The organism is Burkholderia sp. IT-111MI5 (assembly GCF_949752865.1).
Taxonomy (GTDB): Bacteria; Pseudomonadota; Gammaproteobacteria; order Burkholderiales; family Burkholderiaceae; genus Burkholderia; species Burkholderia pyrrocinia_C.
In genome coordinates, this window is record NZ_CATKIF010000011.1 from 120,201 (window position 1) to 138,462 (window position 18,262).

Genomic DNA, 18,262 nt, shown 5'->3' on the forward strand with positions numbered 1-18,262 from the left:
GGCACAAATCATATGACGGAAAAGAACCGAAACCGGGTGCGGGCATTCTGCCGCTTCGCCATCGTCTACGTGCTGCTGTTCGTGTGCGCAGGAAACATCACCAACAGCATGCTGTTGAAGTGGGGGTTCCGCGACGACCAGAAGGGTGCTTTCGCCACGAGCTACAGCCTCGTCGGGATGATGAACGGCGACGCACCGAAGCCGTTCGTTTACCGCTCGGCGTTTCCGAAGGCCGCGAAATGGACGGTCGAACGCCTTGACGATGCCACGCGGAACAAGCTGTTCAAATCGATCTCGCGACATGATTCGCTGCGCAACGCCTATTTCACGAGCGTGCCGGGCGAGTACTGGACACCGGTCGTGGCACTCGTCTATCACCTGACCTACATCGCGATCGTACTGTCGACGCTGTTTGCACTGTTGCTGGTTTACAAGATGGCCAGGCTGCACGGCCTGAGCTTCGGGCATTCGGTCGGCTTTCTCGCAGCGTTCAGTTTCATCTATCCGCTCACGTTTCAGCAGGGCGGCTACTACTACGATTTCTTCGAATTGCTCGGCGTGCTCGGTGCGTGCTATTTCCTGTTGAAGAAGCGGCTGCTGGCATCGACGCTGATGATCGTCGTCTTTTCCCTGAACAAGGAGACCTTCTTCCTGGTTCCGCTCGCGTTGTTCTTCCTGCACGACCGCGACACGGCGATGGCCAGGCGCTTGATGTGGCTCGTGCTGCAACTGGGCATCTGCGCGGCGACCCGCCAGTTCATCATGAGCGGATATGGTGCCAACGCTGGCGGATTCGTCGAATATCACGTATGGGACAACGTGCGGTTCTGGCTGAATCCGGCGTCCTATCTGTCGTTCTACAACCTCGTCGGCAAAGGCATCTTTACCCCGAGCCTTGAGAACCCGTTGATGCTCGTGCCGCTTGCGGTGTTCTTCAGGGAGGCATGGCGTGCGACGCCAACCCGTTATCGTGCCTACTTCGTCGCGGCGTTCGTGCCGGTGCTGGTGCTGTTCTTCTTTTTCGGCTATCGGGACGAGGCGCGAAACTTCTCGGTCACCTTTCCCGCAATCGTATTGATCGCACTGCACGGTGCGAACCGCTTCAATGCGATTTTCGGCGGAAATGCGGATGTGCCGGATGGAACCCGTATCCCGTCAAGTCGTCGATCCGATGCTGCGATGGTGGCGGAGGCCGCACAATGAACTGGCTGATCGTCATCGCGAGCGGTGTTTTTGGCGGGCTTGCCAGCGTGTTGCTCAGGGTGGCAGCGCTCAAGGGAATTGCGCTCGGCGAATCGAGCGTATTGCCGTGGATTGCGCGTGGCGCGGCCGTCGGCGCTTACGGCATCGGGTTCGTGCTTTACGCGTTCGCGCTGCGCAAGACGTCGCTCGGCATTGCGTACCCGACCATGGTGGGGGTCTCGATGCTCGTCGTGCTGTCGTTCACGGCGGCGCACGAGCATCTGTTGCGGCCGGTGCAGGCGGTTGGCGCGCTCGTCATTCTGATCGGCGTCTGGATGGTCACGCGCGGTGCGTAATCCGGAAGCGAGCCAAAGAACTTCCAAAAGGCGGATCCTTTCGACTCGTACCGGCAGAGTCGTTTTTTCTGCTCCGCTGGAAATTGATGACGCATCACATGATTTGCCCCCGTTCCAGAAAACCCCGCGCCCACCCGTGATTTCGTCCTCCCCCGCGCAGCCCGGCCGGGAGAAATTCCCCCAAATGCGCGGTCCGTTATTCATCAGATGAAAAAACCGCCCCGGTTCCCGGTATGATGCGCACCTTGCGTTGATCGGCCGAACGATTTTGATGCGATGTTGACGCGTCCCGCGTGCCACAAAACCCCACAATGCGGACCTGAAAGATTCTGTAATATAAATTCCGTATACTCGTAAGTTCTGATCCAGGCGCCACCTGCCTCCGTCTTCGGCCGACCGCCCACGCAGAACAACCAGATATATCGCCGCCGGGCCATCCCGCGCCGCGACTCGCTATGCACCACCACTGAACAACCTATGTCTTCCCGCCACCCTGGGTCGCCGGGCCGTGCCGCGGCGGCGATCGCCCGTGTCTCGGCGCTGGTTCGCAGCGAGCGCGTGCTGTCGCCGCTGCTCGCGTTCGGCATCGGCCTGCTGCTGATCGTCGTGTTCCAGCACCTGTCGGAATCGGTCGACTACCGGTCGGTGATCCGCCAGTTGCGCCACATGTCCGTCGGCGAATGGGGCGCGTCGCTGGCCGCGACGGCCCTCAGCTATCTCGCGCTCGTCGCCCGCGACGCGGTCGGCCTGCGTTATGTCGGCGCGAAGGTGCCGCGCGCCGCGCTGTGGATCGGCGCGATCGCCGGATCCGCGCTCGGCAACGCGACCGGCTTCGGCGCGCTGACGGGCGGCGCGGTGCGTGCGCGCGTGTACGGCGTATCGGGCGTCACGCCCGCGCAGATCGGCCGGATGACGGTGTTCACGAGCGGCACGCTGGCGCTCGCGATGGTGCTGATGACGGCGGTCGGCATGGTCTGCGTGCCGGAGGCGCTCGCCGCGATGCTGCACGTCGGGCCCGGCGTGCTCACGTGGAGCGGCGCGGCGCTGCTCGTGGTGCTGGCCGCGCTGGTCGTCATGTGCGGCAACACCGCGCGCCCGGTCGTTACGCGCTTCAAGTGGCTGTCGTTCGACGTGCCGGCACGGCGCGATCTCGTCATGCAGGTCGTCTACGCGGTGCTCGACGTCGTCGCAGCGGGCCTGACGCTGTGGGTGTTGCTGCCGGCCGCGCCGGTCGGCTTCCCGACCTTCATCACCGTGTACGCGGCCGCGCTGCTGCTCGGGATGATCGGCCATACGCCGGGCGGGATCGGCGTGTTCGAAGCCGCGATGGTGTTCACGCTCGGCCGCGAAGTGCCCGCGCACGCGATGGTCGCCGCGCTGATCGCGTATCGCGCGATCTACTTCGGCGTGCCGCTCGTGCTGTCGGCCGGCCTGCTGGCCGGTTTCGAGGGCCGCGCGCTGCGGCGCCGGCTCGTGACGCGGCAGGCCGCGCGCGTGTCGCTGCTCGCGCCGCTGTTCCTGAGCCTCGTGACGTTCGCGGTCGGCAGCATGCTGGTGATCTCGAGCGCGACGCCCGCGTTCTGGCACCGGATCGCGATCCTGCGCCACCTCGTGCCGCTGTGGGTGCTCGAAGGCTCGCAGGTGATCTGCAGCGTGCTCGGCGTCGCGCTGCTGTTCGTCGCGCGCGGGCTGCTGCGCCGCCTCGACGGCGCATGGTGGATGACCTTCGCGTTGACGCTCGCGAGCCTCGCGCTGTCGCTGGCGAAGGGCCTCGCGTTCGTCGAGGCCGGCGTGCTCGGCACGCTGCTCGTGCTGCTGCTCGTCAGCCGCCGCCGCTTCAACCGCCATTCGTCGCTGCTCGCCGAGCGCTTCACGGTGAGCTGGTTCGTGTCGGTGACGATGGTGCTGATGCTGGCCGTGTGGGTGCTGTTCTTCGCGTTCCGTGACGTGCCGTACACGCGCGAGCTGTGGTCGCATTTCTCGTTCGACGCGCGTGCGCCGCGTGCGCTGCGCGCGACGCTCGCGGCCGGCGTGTTCGTCGCGCTGTTCGCGCTGTGGCAACTGCTGCGCCCGGCGCCCGGCCGTTTCGTGAAGCCCGCGCCGCAGGATCTGTTCGACGCCGAACGGATCATCCGCGCGCAGGAATGCAGCGATGCGGGCCTCGCGCTGATGGGCGACAAGTCGTTCCTGTTCTCGGAATCGCGCCAGGCGTTCCTGATGTACGCGAAGTACGGCCGTACGTGGGCCGCGCTGCACGACCCGGTCGGGCCGCGCGAAGAATGGCCGGCGCTGATCGGCAAGTTCATCGCGCTCGCGCACGCGCACAGCGGCCGCGCGGCGTTCTACCAGGTGCGCGCGAACGCGCTGCCGCTGTATCTCGACGCGGGGCTCACGCTGATGAAGCTCGGCGAGGAAGCGCATATCGCGCTCGACCAGTTCGACCTGAAGGGCTCGAACCGCTCGCACCTGCGCTACGCGCTGCGCCGCGGCGACAAGGACGCGCTGACGGTCGAGGTGATCGCGCCGGGCGATGTGCCGGTCGCGCTGCCGGCGCTGCGCGACATCTCCGACGGCTGGCTCGACAGCCGCGATGCACGCGAGAAGAGCTTCTCGGTTGCCGCGTTCCACGACGGCTATCTCGCGACGCAGTCGGTGATGCTCGTGCGGCAGGCCGACAAGCCGATCGCGTTCGTCACGTTCATGACGACCGACCTCAACACCGAGGCGACGGTCGGTGTGATGCGCCATCTGCCGGACGCGTCGCCGTACGCGATGGAGTATCTGTTTACGCAGCTCGCGCTGCATCTGAAGGAAGCGGGCTTCCGCAAGCTGAGCCTGGGCATCGCGCCGTTCTCGGGGATGGGGGCGGCGAAGATGCCGTCGCCGTGGCACCGGCTCGGACTGATGGTCTGGCGCTTCGGCGGCCGCTTCTACAACTTCCGCGGCTTGCGCGCATTCAAGAGCAAGTTCGAACCGCACTGGGAGCCGCGTTACCTCGCGGCCTCGGGCTCGGTCGGCGTGTTCGTCACGCTTGCGGATCTGTCATTGCTGGCTGGAGGTCGGCGTTCATGATGTCGAAGAATGGTATCGCGCGGGCGGCAGCCGCCTGCGCGGGAATGATGCTGGCCGGCGCCGCGTGCGCCGCGCAGCTGGCCGCCGTGAAGGCCGAAACCGTGTCGGGCGGCCGCTACGGGCCCGTTACCGTGACCAAACCGAGCGGGCCGCTGCGCGGCTTCGTCGTGCTGTTCTCGCGTGAGGCCGGCTGGAATGCCGCCGATCAGCAGGCCGCCGATGCGCTCGCCAAGGCCGGTGCGATGACGGTCGGCGTCGATTCCGAGCGTTATGCGACGAACCTCGCCGCGAAGCAGGAGACCTGCCATCACCTCGACGGCGACGCCGAGGCGGTCAGCCACCAGCTCGAACGTCTCGCGCAGTCGTCGCGCTATTTCACACCGATCGTCGCGGGCGTGGGCCGGGGCGGCGCGATCGCGAAGCAGATCCTGGCGATGGCGCCGGAGAACACGATCGCCGGCGTCGTATCGGTCAATCCGGCGCCGAAGCTCGATCCGCGCTTCAAGCCGTGCCCGCCCGATCCGACGATCGTGCGCCGCGCGATGCCGGGTTTCGTCGAAACGGCTGCAGCGGGCGACTCCACGAAGCTCGTGTCGCTGGTCACGTCGCACCTGCATGACAGCGGCAGCAGCGGCGACGAACTCGACGTGTCGGACCTGCCGCTCGTCGAGCTGCCGGCCAAGGGCGGCAGCGGCCGGCTCGCGATCGTGATCTCGGGCGACGGCGGCTGGCGCGATCTCGACAAGACGATCGCCGAGGCGCTGCAGCGCGATGGCGTGTCGGTGGTCGGCATCGACAGCCTGCGCTATTTCTGGAGCGAGAAGCCGCCCGCGCAGGTGAGCCGCGATCTCGCGCGCGTGATGCGCACGTACACGGCGCGCTGGCATGCGAACCGCGTCGCGCTGGTCGGCTATTCGTTCGGCGCCGACGTGATGCCGTTCGCGTACAACCGGCTGCCGGCCGACCTGCGCGACAAGGTCGCGGTGATGTCGCTGCTCGGCTTCGCGCCGTCCGCCGATTTCCAGATCCGCGTGACGGGCTGGCTCGGCATGCCCGCGAGCGACAACGCGCTGAAGGTCGCGCCGGAAATCGCGAAGGTGCCGCCGCAGCTCGTGCAGTGCTTCTATGGCGCGGAAGAGACGGACACGATGTGTCCGGCGCTCGCGAACACGGGCGCCGACGTGATCAAGACGCAGGGCGATCACCACTTCGGCCGCGACTACATCGCGCTCGAGAAGAAGATCCTCGGCGGGTTCGGCAAGCCGGTGGCGGCGCGCTGAATGCCGGTGCCCGCTTCGCGGCGGGCGTCGGCCGGATTGCTTCCGGTTCATCGTACGGGCGGCCAGCGTGCCGCCCGTTTCATTTTGAAGACTGCGTCGCCGTGTCCTGCGGTGGCGTTGCCGTTCTCGCATCGCGCTGATAGAAGCCCGGAAACCGGTCGAGCTGCCGCCGCGCGGCCGCGATGTCCGTGTCGTCGCCGAGCACCGCGCTCGAAAACCCCGTGCGCTCCATCAGCAGCAGCTGGTCGACCAGCACGTCGCCGGTCGCGCGCAGGTCGCCGGCGAAGCCGAAGCGCTTGCGCAGCAGGTACGCCTGGCTGTACGCACGGCCGTCGGTGAACGACGGGAACTGCAGGTCGATGCGCGCGGCCTGCGCGATCCGCGCGGCAAGCGGCGGCAGTTCCTCGTCGTTGCCGATCGTCAGCGTCGAATCGTCGTGTTCCTGCGTATCGCCCGCGTGTTCGGCCGGCGTCAGCAGCCGGATGCGTGCGTTCGTGCTTGGATTGTCGCTGGCTGGCTTCATGCGTGCTCCGCGTGGTGGCGCACGTCGTTCGCGGCGGCCTTGAACGGTTCCGCGCCGATGCGGCGCACCGTGTCGATGAATCGCTCGCTGCGGCCGTTCGCATCGATCCGCGCGTCGAGATACGCGTTGACGATCGCGTCGACGACATCGACGATCTCGTCCGCCGAGAACGACGGGCCGATCACCTTGCCCGGCCGCGCAGGGCCGCTCGCGGTCGAGCCGTCCGACCCGCCGAGCGTCACCTGGTACCACTCTGCGCCGTCCTTGTCGACGCCGAGGATGCCGAGGTGGCCGCTGTGATGATGGCCGCACGAATTGATGCAGCCGCTGATGTGCAGGTCGATGTCGCCGACGTCGTGCAGCAGGTCGAGATCCTGGAAGCGCTCGGCGATCGCGTCGGCGATCGGGATCGAGCGCGCGTTCGCGAGCGCGCAGAAGTCGCCGCCCGGGCACGCGATCATGTCCGTCAGCAGCCCGACGTTCGCGCTGGCGAGCCCGATCGCGCGTGCGTTCTCCCACAGCAGGAACAGGTCGTCGACGTGTACCCACGGCAGCACGACGTTCTGCGTGTGCGTGACGCGCGCCTCGCCGGCCGAGAAGCGGTCGGCGAGATCGGCGAGCGCGTCGAGCTGGTCGGGCGACGCGTCGCCGGGCGCCTGCAGGCGGCGCTTGAACGACAGCGTGACGATGCGCAGCGCCGGATCGCGGTGCACGGCGACATTGCGCGCGAGCCAGCGCGCGAATGCCGGATGGCGGCTCGCCTGAGCGGACATGTGCGCATTCACGTCGGGCAGGTCGAGCGTGCGAGGCTTGAGCCGCGGCGGCACGAACGATGCGGCGACGCGATCGAATTCGGCCTGCGCAATCGTGTGCGGGCCGCCGTCATGGTCGACGATCTGGCGGAACTCCTCCTCGACGTCGTCGATGTAGCGCTGCCCCTCGGTCTTGACGAGGATCTTGATCCGCGCCTTGTACTTGTTGTCGCGCCGCCCGTAGCGGTTGTACACGCGGACGATCGCCTCGATGTAGTTCATCACGTGCCGCCACGGCAGGAACGCGCGCAGCAGCGTCGCGATCATCGGCGTGCGGCCCATCCCGCCGCCGACGCTCACGCGAAAGCCGAGCTCGCCCGCATCGTCGCGCACGAGCTTCAGCCCGACGTCGTGCCAGTCGGTCGCCGCGCGGTCTTCGGCGGCGCCGGTGATCGCGATCTTGAACTTGCGCGGCAGGAACGCGAATTCCGGGTGCAGCGTCGTCCACTGGCGCATCACTTCGGCGAACGGGCGCGGATCGGCGATCTCGTCAGGCGCGACGCCGGCGCGCTCGTCGCACGAAATATTACGGATGCAGTTGCCGCTCGTCTGGATGCCGTGCATGTCGACGGTCGCGAGCAGGTCCATCACGTCGGCCGCCTTCGCAAGCGGAATCCAGTTGAACTGCACGTTGGTGCGCGTCGTGAAGTGCGCGCTGCGGGTCGGCAGGCGCAGCGTGCCGAGCAATGCCTGCGCGTCGCATGCGGCGCGGTAGGTGGCGTCGTCGGGCACGTCGTAGTCGCGCGCGATCCGCGCGAGCACGCGAAGCTGCGCGCTCGACAGCTCGCCGTACGGCACCGCGACGCGCAGCATCGGCGCGTGGCGTTGCACATACCAGCCGTTCTGCAGGCGCAGCGGCCGGAACGCGTCTTCGCTCAGCGTGCCGTGCTGCCAGCGTTCGAGCTGGTCGCGAAACTGGGCGGCGCGGCTCAGCACGAGCGCCCGGTCGAAATCGGTATATCGATACATGACGTGATACGCGAGAGGAGCCGCGGCGCGGCATGCGCACGGCTCGGAGGAACGTTGCGACGGATGTCGGGCAACGGAAGACAGCGTAGGGAACGCGGTGCGGCGGGACAAGCAGCAGATCGGGACGAAAAGGGCGCAGCAGATGGCGGGCACGGCGCCGGCGCGGCGGGCCGGGCATGCGTCGTGCATGCCCGTGGCCGGTTGATGTGTTTATGCGTCGGCGTCGACGACGAGCGCCGGATCGAGCGCGCGGATGCGCTGGTCGATGAAGTAGCCGCCGCCTTCCTGATAGCGCAGGAACAGGCGGCCGCACGCGCGGCAGCGGCTGACGTTGCAGCGGTTGTACGGGAAATGGCGCAGCGCGATCGGCGCATCGTCCGACGCGTAGCGCGTACCGGCCGGATGATATTCCGCATAGGTCGGCTCCGCATCGCCGGGCGGCGCGAGCGTGCCCACTTCGGTCAATTGCGTGTCCTGCAGCGACAGCGGCAGGCTCGTCCATCCGGCGAGCGAGGTCTTCGTGCACGTGCACGGCTGGGTGACGTGCGCGGCTTCGGCCGCCAGTTTCAACAGCGCGTCGTGATCGAGGTAGGGCAGTTGGCTCATGAAAAATCGTGAAGGGGCGGTGAGATCCGCAATGTAACCCGCGCGCGGATTGGCTGCATGGCCGCGACGCTGACGGCGCGTACCGTGCACACCGTGTGCGGTCAACCGCCCTTGCGAACCGACGGCTGCGCGACCAGCTCGCCGAGCACGCGGATCGCGCGCTCGATGTCGCGGCTCCACGGATGGCCGAAGTTCACGCGCACGCAGCGCTCGAAGCCGTGCGCGGCCGAAAACAGCGGCCCCGGCGCGAAGCTGATCCCGCGCGCGATCGCCTGGCGATGCAGTTCCATCGCGTCGATCGCGTCGGGGAACGCGAGCCACAGGAAATACCCGCCTTCGGGCCGCACCCACTCGACGCCGGCCGGCAGCCAGCGCCGCAGCGCGTCGTCCATCCGGTCGAGCTGCGTGTGCAGCGCGCCGCGCAGCTTGCGCAGATGGCGGTCGTAGCCGCCGTGCTCGAGATAGTTCGCGATGCCGGCCTGCGCGGGAATGCTCGCCGACAGCGTCGTCATCAGCTTGAGCCGCTGCACCTTCTCCGCGAACCGGCCGGCGGCGGCCCAGCCGATCCGGTAGCCGGGCGCGAGTGTCTTCGAGAACGAACTGCAGTGCATCACGAGGCCGTGTTGGTCGTACGCGCGCGCCGGCAGCGGATAGTCGGGGCCGAAATGCAGCTCGCCGTAGACGTCGTCCTCGATCAGCGGCACTTCGCGCGCCGCGAGCATGTCGACGAGCGCGCGCTTTTTTTCGGCGGACAGCGTGACGCCGGTCGGATTCTGGAAATTGGTCATGAACCAGCACGCTCGGATGTCGTGCCGCTCGAGCGCGTTCGCGAGCGCATCGAGATCGAGGCCCGTGCGCGGATCGACGGGAATCTCGACCGCGCGCAGGTCGAGCCGCTCGATCGCCTGCAGCGCCGCATAGAAGCCCGGCGCCTCGACGGCGACGACGTCGCCGGGCCGCGTGACGGCCATCAGGCACAGGTTCAGCGCTTCGAGCGCGCCGTTCGTGACGACGATCTCGTCGATCGGCTGCGACACGCCGGTCGCGAGATAGCGCCGCGCGATCTGCTGGCGCAGCGCCTCGTTGCCGGGCGGCAGGTCGACGACCGTGCTCCACGGGCTGACGAGCCGTGTGGCCTGCGCGAGCGACTTCGCGAGGCGCGGCAGCGGAAACAGTTGCGGCGCCGGGAACGCGGAACCGAGCGGCACGATGCCGGGCTGCGTGGCGGCATCCAGTACGGAGAACACGAGGTCGCTGATGTCGACCTTGCGCGATGCGCCGGCACGGCTCGCGCGGCGCTTCGCGGCCGGGCCTGCTTCCGGCGTTGCGCCCGGCGCGACGTAGTAGCCCGAGCGTTCGCGCGCGCGGATCAGCCCCCACTGTTCGAGCTGGTAGTACGCGCGAAACACCGTCGACTGGCTCACGCCGTGCTGCGCGATGATCTGCCGCAGCGACGGCAGGCGCGTGCCGGCCGCGAGGTTGCCGTTGCGGATGTCGTCGGCGATCGTGTGGGCGAGGGTTTCGTAGCGTTTCATCTGCGTGGACGGGGGGGCGCCGTCGCCGCGCGCGGGCCGGATTGGCGCCGCGCCGGCGGGCGCGGGTCATTGTCCGATGCGCGGCCCGAAAAGAAAAGCGCGGGCGGCATGCCCCACGTGCCGAGCGACGCGAGCGAGAAGCCGTACAACTGCAGCAGGTAGCTCGGAAGCCGCGTGATGAAGAAGCAGATCGCGAAGTTCGGGCCGGTATCGCGCTGACGGTCATTTCCGCGAGTGGGGCGAACCGACGCAATCGGCGTCGACGGCCGCAGGCAGGTATGCAACGCATGCAATGCGTCGTCATCGCATCGTCATCGAAATGCGAACCAGTCAGCATCGGGCAACGCGCTTTCTTCTGATCATTCGTCGCCCGGCTTGCCGCGTTCGTGCGCCCGCAACGATTCCGGATCGACGCGGCGCCGGGCATGTCGCATGTCTGCATGCGCGACGCCTGCCGCGTGCGGCTATTTCCAATTGCGCGCCCATATTTTTTATGGTCTTGTTGCGGGATATCGCATCGACTCGAAAAAGGATGGTCGAATGCAGCCGAGCGATTCATACGGGGTCCGCTTGATCAGGGGAATCGGCGTGCGTACGCGCGCCCGCGGAGCCGTGCGCGCGTTGTTCGTCATCCTGACACTCGGCTTGCTTGCGTCTGGCCTGCCGGCTTTCGCCGACTCTCCCGAAACCGTCAACGACAACGTGCTGCGCGTGCTGGCATGGCCCGGCTATGCGGACCGCGACGTCGTCAGCGCATTCGAGGCGCGGTTTCATGTGCGTGTCGAAGTGACGTTCGTCGATTCCGACGAAGCGCTGTGGGCGCGGATGCACGGCGCGGCGCCGCCGCCGTACGACGTGCTGGCCGCGAACACGGCCGAGATCCAGCGCTATGCGCACGAACGTCTGCTCGCGCCGATCGATCTGGCGCGCATCCCGAACCGGCAGCGGCAGTTGCCGAACTTCCGGCAACTCGCGACGATCGGCGGGCTCGTGCAGGACGGCGCGACCTACGCGATCCCGTTCACGTATTCGTCGATGGGGCTGATCTACGACCGCACGCAGGTTTCGGCCGCGCCGCGCTCGATGCGCGAGCTGTGGAATCCGCGCTACCGCGGCAAGGTGCTCGCCTTCAACAGTGCGCAGCACAATTTCTCGTTCGCGGCGCTGGCGCTCGGCTATCCCGATCCGTTCCGCCTGTCGCCCGCGCAGACGCTCGCCGTCGCGCGCAAGCTGATCGACCTGCGCCGCAACCTGCTGACGTACTACACGCTCCCCGAAGAGGCGACCGCGCTGTTCGTCCAGCATCGCGCGGCGCTGATGTTCGGCAACTACGGCACGCAGCAGGTCGAGTTGCTGCGTCGCGCCGGCGCGGACGTCGGCTACGTGATCCCGGACGAAGGCGCGCTTGCGTGGCTCGACTGCTGGGCCGTCACGCGCGGCGCGCAACATGCCGAGCTCGCGTTCGCGTGGATCAACTACATGCTCGAACCGGCGATCGGCGCGCTGCTGACCGAGCGCCAGGGGCTCGCGAACACGCTCGAGCCGCCGCCGGGCCTCGATACCGGGCACCAGCATCTCGTGTGGCTCCAGCCCGTCGAGGACACCGCGCGGCGCGAATCGCTGTGGAGCCGCATCGTGTCGGGCGATCGTCCGGAGCGGTTCGACAAATGATCCGGCTCGGGCTCACGTCGAAGCTGTCGGTGCTGTTCGCGTGCATCGGCGTGATCGCGTCCGGCACGACCGGCTATTACGCGTATCACGCGAACCGCACGATGCTCGTGCAGGAAGCGCAGCACAGCCTGCTGATGTCGACCCAGCTGCTCGGGCAGCGCTTCACGACCGCGCTGTCCGACGTTGCCGCCGATGCGCTCGTGCTCGCGCAGTTGCCGTCGTCCGCGCTCGTCGCGGGCAGCGACAATCCGGACAGCGCGCGACGCACGCGGCTCGAGCAGGTGTATTGCAGCTTCATGAGAAATCATCCGGAATACCTGCAGATTCGCCTGATCGCGAGCGGGCATTTCGGGCTCGAACACATCCGCGTCGTTCGCGACGCGCGTGGCGTCGTCGTGCTGCCGGAAAGCGAATTCCAGGAGAAAGGACAGTTCTCCTATGTATTCGATACGCTCGCGACGGAGCCCGGCCATATCTACCTGTCGCCGATCGTGATCAACCACGAGACGGGTTCGCACGCGGCCGAAGGGCTGCCGATCCTGCGCGTGGGCACGCCGGTCGTCGACACGTCGGGCCAGACGGTCGGCGCGCTGGTCGTCGATGTCGAGCTGTCGCGCGTGGTCGACCGGCTCGAACGCGATCTGCCGGAAGACTATGCGGTGTATCTCGCGAACGAGTGGGGCGATTTCCTCGTGCACCCCGACCCGGCGCAGACGTTCGGCTTCGATCGCGGCCTGCGCGTGCTGATGCAGGACCGCTTTGCCGTCACGCGTACGCTGTTCGACAGCACGCGCACGAGCGTGACGCTCAATGGCCTCGAGCAGCCAGACGACGCGCCGGGGCAGATGTTCGCGTTCGCGCGCACGCCGTTCGGGCACGACGAGGGCAACCGCTTCGTCGTGCTCGGGATGGCGCGTCCGCTTGCCGACGTGCTGGCGCCGGCCGGCATGCTCGGGGAACGGATCGTCCGGATGGTGCTCGTATCGAGCCTGATGGCGGTGATTCTCGCGATCCTGTTCGCGCGCGCGATCACGCGGCCGCTGCAGGCGCTCGCGCGCGCCGCGACGCACGTGTTCGACGATCCGGCCGCCGAACGGCTGCCGGTTCGGCGTGCCGACGAGATCGGCGTGCTCGCGCGCTGTTTCGACAGCATGCGTGTCGAGATTCGCACGCAGGTCGCGATGCTGCGCGCGAAGCAGCAGGAGCTCACGCACCTCGCCGGCCACGATCCGTTGACCGAGCTACCGAACCGCCTGCTGTTCATGGAGCATCTCGATGCCGCGATCCGGCATGCGGCCGCGGTGCACGAAGGGCTGGCCGTGATGTTCGTCGATCTCGACCGCTTCAAGCAGATCAACGACCAGCACGGGCATTCGGCCGGCGACCGCACGCTCGTCGCGGTCGCGAAGCGGTTGAGCCTCGTGCTGCGCAACGGTGACATGGTCGCGCGGCTCGGCGGCGACGAGTTCATCGTGCTGATTGCGGACGTGCGTTCACCGGCGGTGATCGGCGATGTCGCGTCGCGGATCCAGATCGTGATGGCGGAAGAACTGGAGTTCGGCGACCGGCGCTTGGCCGTCGGTGCGAGCATCGGCGTCAGCGAGTTTCCGGCCGACGGCGCATCGGCCGAGGAACTGCTCGTCAAGGCCGACGCGGCGATGTATGCGGCGAAGGCATCCGCGCAGTGCGCGTACGTGCGCTATCAGGACCTGGTCGGCGGCGGCGCTGCGCCGGACGAAGCCGGGGCCGGCCGCGTCGCATCGGGCGCCAGCCGGTGACGGCCGGCCGGTAAAACACGCGATGCAAGCGCAACGAGCCCGTCATGGACGGGCTCGTTGCATGTGCGGACTGCGCGCGGGGCGCGCAGCGGCAGGCTTAGTGGCCGAAGTAGACCGAGTCGCGCGGGCTTTGCGCCTTGGCGGCCGGTGCGCCACCCTGGACGGTCGCGGCCGGTTGCGCACCGTAGCCGGTATTGTCGTCGGCGGCGCGCACGCGGGCTTGCGCGGCCTGGATGTCGGCCGGGTAGTGCGGGCTCGACAGGCCCGGCGTGTAGCCGGCTTTTTCGAGCTGGACCAGTTCGTTGCGCAACTGGGCGCGGGTCACGGTGCTTTGGGCGAATGCGCCGAACGAGGCGGACAGGGCGACAGCGGCAACGACTGCGGAAACGAGCGATTTCATGATGACCTCCGATGTTTGTCTTGGCTTTCCGCGTTCGACACCATGTCGTAAGCGGTTGATTACATCGTAGGCGCCGGTCGATTCAGGGTAAACGTGGATTTCAGTGAAAGATCGTTGTCGCGGAGGCAATAATCCCGGGACAAATATCTTCTGTCCCCATTCAGTATTGCCGGATTTGCAAGGGCGCGGTGGTACGGGCGGGCGCCCGGTGGCGACTGGCGGAGGACGGCGGAGGTGGAAATGACGCGGGCGGGCCGCGGTGCGGCCGGCTCAGACGCCGTCGTCGTCGATTTCCTTGCGCTCCCGGCGTTCCTCGTTGCCGCGGCGCGCGCGCAGGCGCTGGCGCGACAGAACGGCGATCACCTGCTGGGTCGGCGCGCCGGACGGCAGTTCGTTGCGGATGCGATCGGGCACCATCGGCAGGCCCGCGCGCTGCCGGCGCAGCGCTTTTGCGATTGCCCGGCGGCACTCGTCCCCGTGGCAATCCCATTCATCGCGGATTCTCTGGCAATAACGGCATTGTTCCATCGAAATAGTCTAACGCGTCTTGGGGAACCGGGCAGCGCGCGGGGCCGAACGGGTCACGCATGGCGCTTCCGTCGCGGACGTATCGACGATGGGCGGTTGAATGGGACTGCGAAGCAATTGGGTGAAATGGGCTGCCTGAAACTACAATTCCCCATCCGTCTCCATACGGATTCCTTGCGGACGAACGGGGTTTGAACGGCTTACCGGAGCGACCAGATTCCCCAGATGGCGATCAACAGGCCAACGCCGAGTCCGCAGCCCAGCAACACATAGGTTTCCATCTCGTGCCTTTGAAAACGGGGCAGCGCTGACGTCGGCGTCAGCGTGCGAGCAGCAAAGCCGGTCACGTATCGTCGCGCTGTCGGGCGGAGCGATACGCCGGGTCCGCGAATACTACGCTTTGCAGCTTTCAGAACGCATGCGCGATCGATGGCGGCGGGCTGATCGCTATTTCTTGCCGGCGTGCCGGCTATTCGTGTGCGGCCGGCGGGCGCGTGGCCCAGATTCAGGCCGGCAGTTCGTATCGGCAAGCATGAGCAATGCGGTGGCGTGGTTCAACATGGATTCTCGAGCGCAGGTCGGTGCGCGTGCAATCGACGCGGCGGATCGAACCTGCATCTTGCCTGCGCGTTGCCGTGGACGTTCGACTCGACCGCGGCGCAGCGCGGGGCCGGGTGCGGTGCCGTTTGAGGTACTGTCGGAACGGTTCAATATAATTCATGATGCTTCAATGCCTCATGTGAAACATACATACCCCGGAACAAGGAGACCCGATGACGCTTGCCCAGTTGCAGGCACTGGCCGCCGTAGTCGAACTCGGTTCGCTTACCGCCGCGGCCGACCGGCTCAGCCGCAGTCAATCCGCGATCAGCCATGCATTGACCGAGCTGGAGGACATCACGCAGGTCAAGCTGCTCTGGCGGGACCGGCAGCCGGTGGTGTTGACGGCGGCGGGCGAACGCCTGTGGCCGTACGTCCAGAGCGTGGTGCGGGAAGCGCAACTGCTGCGCCAGCAGTTCAGCCTGTCGCGCGGCAAGCTCGAAGGCAAGCTGGTAGTTGCGTCGCTGCCGAGCGTCTCGCTGGCGTTCGTCGTTCCCGCGCTCGAGGCGTTGAAGGAGATGCACCAGGGCGTGTCGGCGGTGCTGCTCGAAGGCACGGACAGCGAAGTCGAAGGGTGGATCGACGACGGTACGGCCGACATCGGCGTGGTGGCCGGCACGAAGACGTTCGCACACACTCTGCCGCTGCTCGACGAGGATTTTGTCGCGGTGGCGCCGGACGGCATGTTCGGCGGCCGCAAGAGCGTGTCGGCAAAACAGTTGTCCGCGGCGCCGTTCATTTTCTCGAAGGCAGGGTGCGGGCCGGTGATCGCGGATTACTTCGCGCGTGGCGGCGCGCCGCTCCGGGCCGCGTTCAACGTGGTGGAGATGCGCACCATTCTTTCGATGGCGGAGGCCGGCATGGGCGTATCGATCGTGCCGCGCATCACGCTCACGTACACACCGTTCGGCGGCCGCGTGCTGGAACTGTCGCCGAGGCTGCATCGTTCCGTGCGGTTGTCGTGGAACGTGGCCGGCAACGCGGTCACCGACGAGTTCGTGAGGCTCGTCGACGCACAACGCGTCAAAGCCGCGAAAGCGATCCACGTGCGTGCGAAAAAGGGCAGGTAGCGCGCGGCCGGCGAGATGAATAACGCTCATGGGCGCCTTGCAGTTTATTCATGCCGAGGATGATCGAGATGCAATACAGTGTTCGAACCTCGTCACCCTGACTGCCCTGCCGCGAAGGAGCCTGCCGTGCCGGCTTTGCCCACCCTGTTTGCGTTCGGACTCGTGTCGCTCGGCATGGTGCTGACGCCCGGACCGAACATGATCTACCTGGTTTCGCGCTCGATCTGCCAGGGCCGTCGTGCCGGGCTCGTGTCGCTCGGCGGCGTCGCGCTGGGGTTCGTTTTCTACATGGTTTGCGCGGCGCTGGGCATCACCGCGCTGGTGATGACCGTGCCGTATGCGTACGACGTGCTGCGCTTTTCCGGCGCGCTGTATCTGTCGTACCTGGCGTGGCAGGCACTCAAGCCGGGCGGCCGCTCCGCGTTCCAGGTCCGGCAGTTGCCGCACGACAGCCGCGTCAGGCTCTTCACGATGGGTTTCGTCACGAACCTCGCGAATCCGAAGATCGCGGTGATGTATCTGTCGCTGCTGCCGCAGTTCATTTCACCGGGGCACGGCAGCGTGCTCGCGCAATCGCTGGCGCTCGGCTGCGTGCAGATCGCGGTGAGTGTCAGCGTCAACGCGCTGATCGCCTGCTTGGCTGGTTCCATCGCGGGTTTTCTGGCGGGACGACCGGTTTGGGCGTCGGTCCAGCGCTGGTTGATGGGCACCGTGCTGGCCGGATTGGCGGTGCGTATCGCGCTGGAATCGCAACGCTAAAGCGGGCGGCTTGCGGTTCGCGCAGCCGTAGCCGGCAACCCTGCGTCCCGTCGGAAGCATCCCGCATCGTCACCCGGGGCAATTGCCTTCGGCATCCTTCCCGACCCGAACGGGCGCTGCCTTTTCACTGCGTCGGCTGCGTGTCGCGAGCCAGCACAGGATCGACCCGCCGCAAACCATCACTGCGCCTTGCCAGAATTCGGCTGACAGAGGCGCATGCAGCAGCGTTGCGGCGAGCGCGGCCGCGAGCACCGGCGTCAGGTACGACGCGCCGACGATGATCGTCACGTTGCCGTGCATGATGCCGGTGTTCCATGCCGCATAGCCGAACCCGAGCGCCGATGCCGCCAGCACGATATAGATGATCGCGTGAAGGCTGAACGTCATGGCGCCGCCGCCCTCGATCGCGAACTTGATCCAGAGCGCCGCTGCGACCAGCATGAAGAACGGCGTGACGCCGTTCTTGCCGTCGGCAATGCGTGCCGTCACCGTGCAATAGCCGGCCCAGATCAGCGCGCCGAAGAAGGCGAGGCCATAGCTCAGCGGATTGTCCGCGACGTTGCGCAGCATACCGGCCGGATCGAGGCTCTGGTCGCCGCCGAGCACCCAGCAGATGCCGAGCATCGACAGCAGGACGCCCGGCACGACCAGCAGGTTGGCACGCTGCTTGTTGAACACGATGGCTGCGATCAGCGTCAGGCTCGGCCACAGGTAGTTGACCATCGCGACTTCGATCGCCTGCCGGCCGTTGCTCGCATACCCGATCGACAGCGCCAGGCACAGCTCGTACGAGACGAACAGCAGCCCGCCCCACAGCAGGTAGCTTTTCGGAAACTTGCTCAGGTCGGGGAAGCCGATCGTAAACAGCAGAAGCACGGACGCCACCGTATAGATCATCGCGGCGCCGCCGGTCGCACCGAGGCTTTCGCTGACCCCGCGAACGAGGGCGACCACCGAGGCCCACAACAGCACCGCGCCGAGCCCGATGAGTGTTGCCTTGTTCTTGTTCTTGTTCTTGCGTTTCATGCTTCCTGTTTGTTTCGACATTCAAATTCGACTTCGGATGATTCGGTTGCGCTCGCGTGTGCTGCCAGCGCGAACGGAAAAATCCGGTTGCGACT

15 protein-coding genes are annotated in these 18,262 nt (G+C 66.8%); 8 read left to right on the plus strand and 7 right to left on the minus strand.

The genetic code is table 11. The annotated features are described in order from the left end of the window. Nucleotides 1–12: 12 nt before the first annotated feature. The 4 genes from ACM6JT_RS08740 to ACM6JT_RS08755 all read left to right on the plus strand — a co-directional run bounded on the left by ACM6JT_RS08740 (nt 13) and on the right by ACM6JT_RS08755 (nt 5,890). Entirely contained in the window at nt 13–1,203 is a 1,191-nt protein-coding gene (locus ACM6JT_RS08740) for a membrane protein (RefSeq protein ID WP_034180205.1), read from the plus strand. Then, nucleotides 1,200–1,538 (plus strand): small multidrug resistance protein, encoded by a 339-nt coding sequence (locus ACM6JT_RS08745; protein WP_414856288.1) that lies wholly within the window; start codon nt 1,200–1,202, stop codon nt 1,536–1,538. Before ACM6JT_RS08740 ends, ACM6JT_RS08745 begins: the two co-directional genes overlap by 4 nt. Before the next feature lie 477 nt (nt 1,539–2,015). Beyond that, entirely contained in the window at nt 2,016–4,610 is a 2,595-nt protein-coding gene (gene mprF / locus ACM6JT_RS08750; protein WP_105391950.1) for a bifunctional lysylphosphatidylglycerol flippase/synthetase MprF, read from the plus strand. Continuing rightward, nucleotides 4,607–5,890 carry a virulence factor family protein gene (locus ACM6JT_RS08755; protein ID WP_414856289.1) on the plus strand — a complete coding sequence of 428 codons (1,284 nt, stop codon included), beginning with the start codon at nt 4,607–4,609 and terminating at the stop codon, nt 5,888–5,890. Before mprF ends, ACM6JT_RS08755 begins: the two co-directional genes overlap by 4 nt. A 79-nt stretch (nt 5,891–5,969) precedes the next feature. Here ACM6JT_RS08755 and ACM6JT_RS08760 read toward each other — a convergent pair whose 3' ends face one another. The 4 genes from ACM6JT_RS08760 to ACM6JT_RS08775 form a co-directional block, all read right to left on the minus strand. Next, complete coding sequence (locus ACM6JT_RS08760) at nt 5,970–6,413, minus strand: DUF934 domain-containing protein (protein WP_105391948.1); 444 nt, start codon at nt 6,411–6,413, stop codon at nt 5,970–5,972. Continuing rightward, a complete protein-coding gene (locus ACM6JT_RS08765) occupies nt 6,410–8,194 on the minus strand; it encodes a nitrite/sulfite reductase (protein WP_407972237.1) in 1,785 nt (594 codons plus the stop codon). Before ACM6JT_RS08765 ends, ACM6JT_RS08760 begins: the two co-directional genes overlap by 4 nt. A 210-nt stretch (nt 8,195–8,404) precedes the next feature. Continuing rightward, nucleotides 8,405–8,800, minus strand: a complete 396-nt coding sequence (locus tag ACM6JT_RS08770) for a hypothetical protein (protein WP_414856290.1) — start codon at nt 8,798–8,800, stop codon at nt 8,405–8,407. Between the two features lie 101 nt (nt 8,801–8,901). Next, a complete protein-coding gene (locus ACM6JT_RS08775) occupies nt 8,902–10,335 on the minus strand; it encodes a PLP-dependent aminotransferase family protein (protein WP_105391945.1) in 1,434 nt (477 codons plus the stop codon). Between the two features lie 540 nt (nt 10,336–10,875). On the opposite strand from ACM6JT_RS08775, the gene ACM6JT_RS08780 reads away from it, so the two are divergent. Beyond that, nucleotides 10,876–12,006: an ABC transporter substrate-binding protein gene (locus tag ACM6JT_RS08780; RefSeq protein ID WP_414856291.1), complete on the plus strand. Its 1,131-nt coding sequence runs from the start codon at nt 10,876–10,878 to the stop codon at nt 12,004–12,006. Beyond that, on the plus strand, nt 12,003–13,784 hold the full coding sequence (locus tag ACM6JT_RS08785) for a sensor domain-containing diguanylate cyclase (RefSeq protein ID WP_034180196.1): 1,782 nt from the start codon (nt 12,003–12,005) through the stop codon (nt 13,782–13,784). Before ACM6JT_RS08780 ends, ACM6JT_RS08785 begins: the two co-directional genes overlap by 4 nt. A 97-nt stretch (nt 13,785–13,881) precedes the next feature. Here ACM6JT_RS08785 and ACM6JT_RS08790 read toward each other — a convergent pair whose 3' ends face one another. Together ACM6JT_RS08790 and ACM6JT_RS08795 are read right to left on the minus strand one after the other, a co-directional pair. Then, complete coding sequence (locus tag ACM6JT_RS08790; RefSeq protein ID WP_131948915.1) at nt 13,882–14,184, minus strand: DUF4148 domain-containing protein; 303 nt, start codon at nt 14,182–14,184, stop codon at nt 13,882–13,884. 270 nt (nt 14,185–14,454) lie between these two features. Then, nucleotides 14,455–14,712: a hypothetical protein gene (locus tag ACM6JT_RS08795; RefSeq protein ID WP_006478949.1), complete on the minus strand. Its 258-nt coding sequence runs from the start codon at nt 14,710–14,712 to the stop codon at nt 14,455–14,457. Nucleotides 14,713–15,485: 773 nt separating this feature from the next. Here ACM6JT_RS08795 and ACM6JT_RS08800 point away from each other — a divergent pair. Together ACM6JT_RS08800 and ACM6JT_RS08805 are read left to right on the plus strand one after the other, a co-directional pair. Next, nucleotides 15,486–16,382: a LysR family transcriptional regulator gene (locus ACM6JT_RS08800; RefSeq protein WP_131948916.1), complete on the plus strand. Its 897-nt coding sequence runs from the start codon at nt 15,486–15,488 to the stop codon at nt 16,380–16,382. Between the two features lie 126 nt (nt 16,383–16,508). Further along, nucleotides 16,509–17,141 carry a LysE family translocator gene (locus ACM6JT_RS08805; protein WP_034180193.1) on the plus strand — a complete coding sequence of 211 codons (633 nt, stop codon included), beginning with the start codon at nt 16,509–16,511 and terminating at the stop codon, nt 17,139–17,141. Between the two features lie 69 nt (nt 17,142–17,210). Here the strand turns inward: ACM6JT_RS08805 and yddG are convergent, their stop codons facing one another. Beyond that, nucleotides 17,211–18,167, minus strand: a complete 957-nt coding sequence (gene yddG / locus ACM6JT_RS08810; protein WP_414856292.1) for an aromatic amino acid DMT transporter YddG — start codon at nt 18,165–18,167, stop codon at nt 17,211–17,213. Between the last annotated feature and the right edge of the window lie 95 nt (nt 18,168–18,262).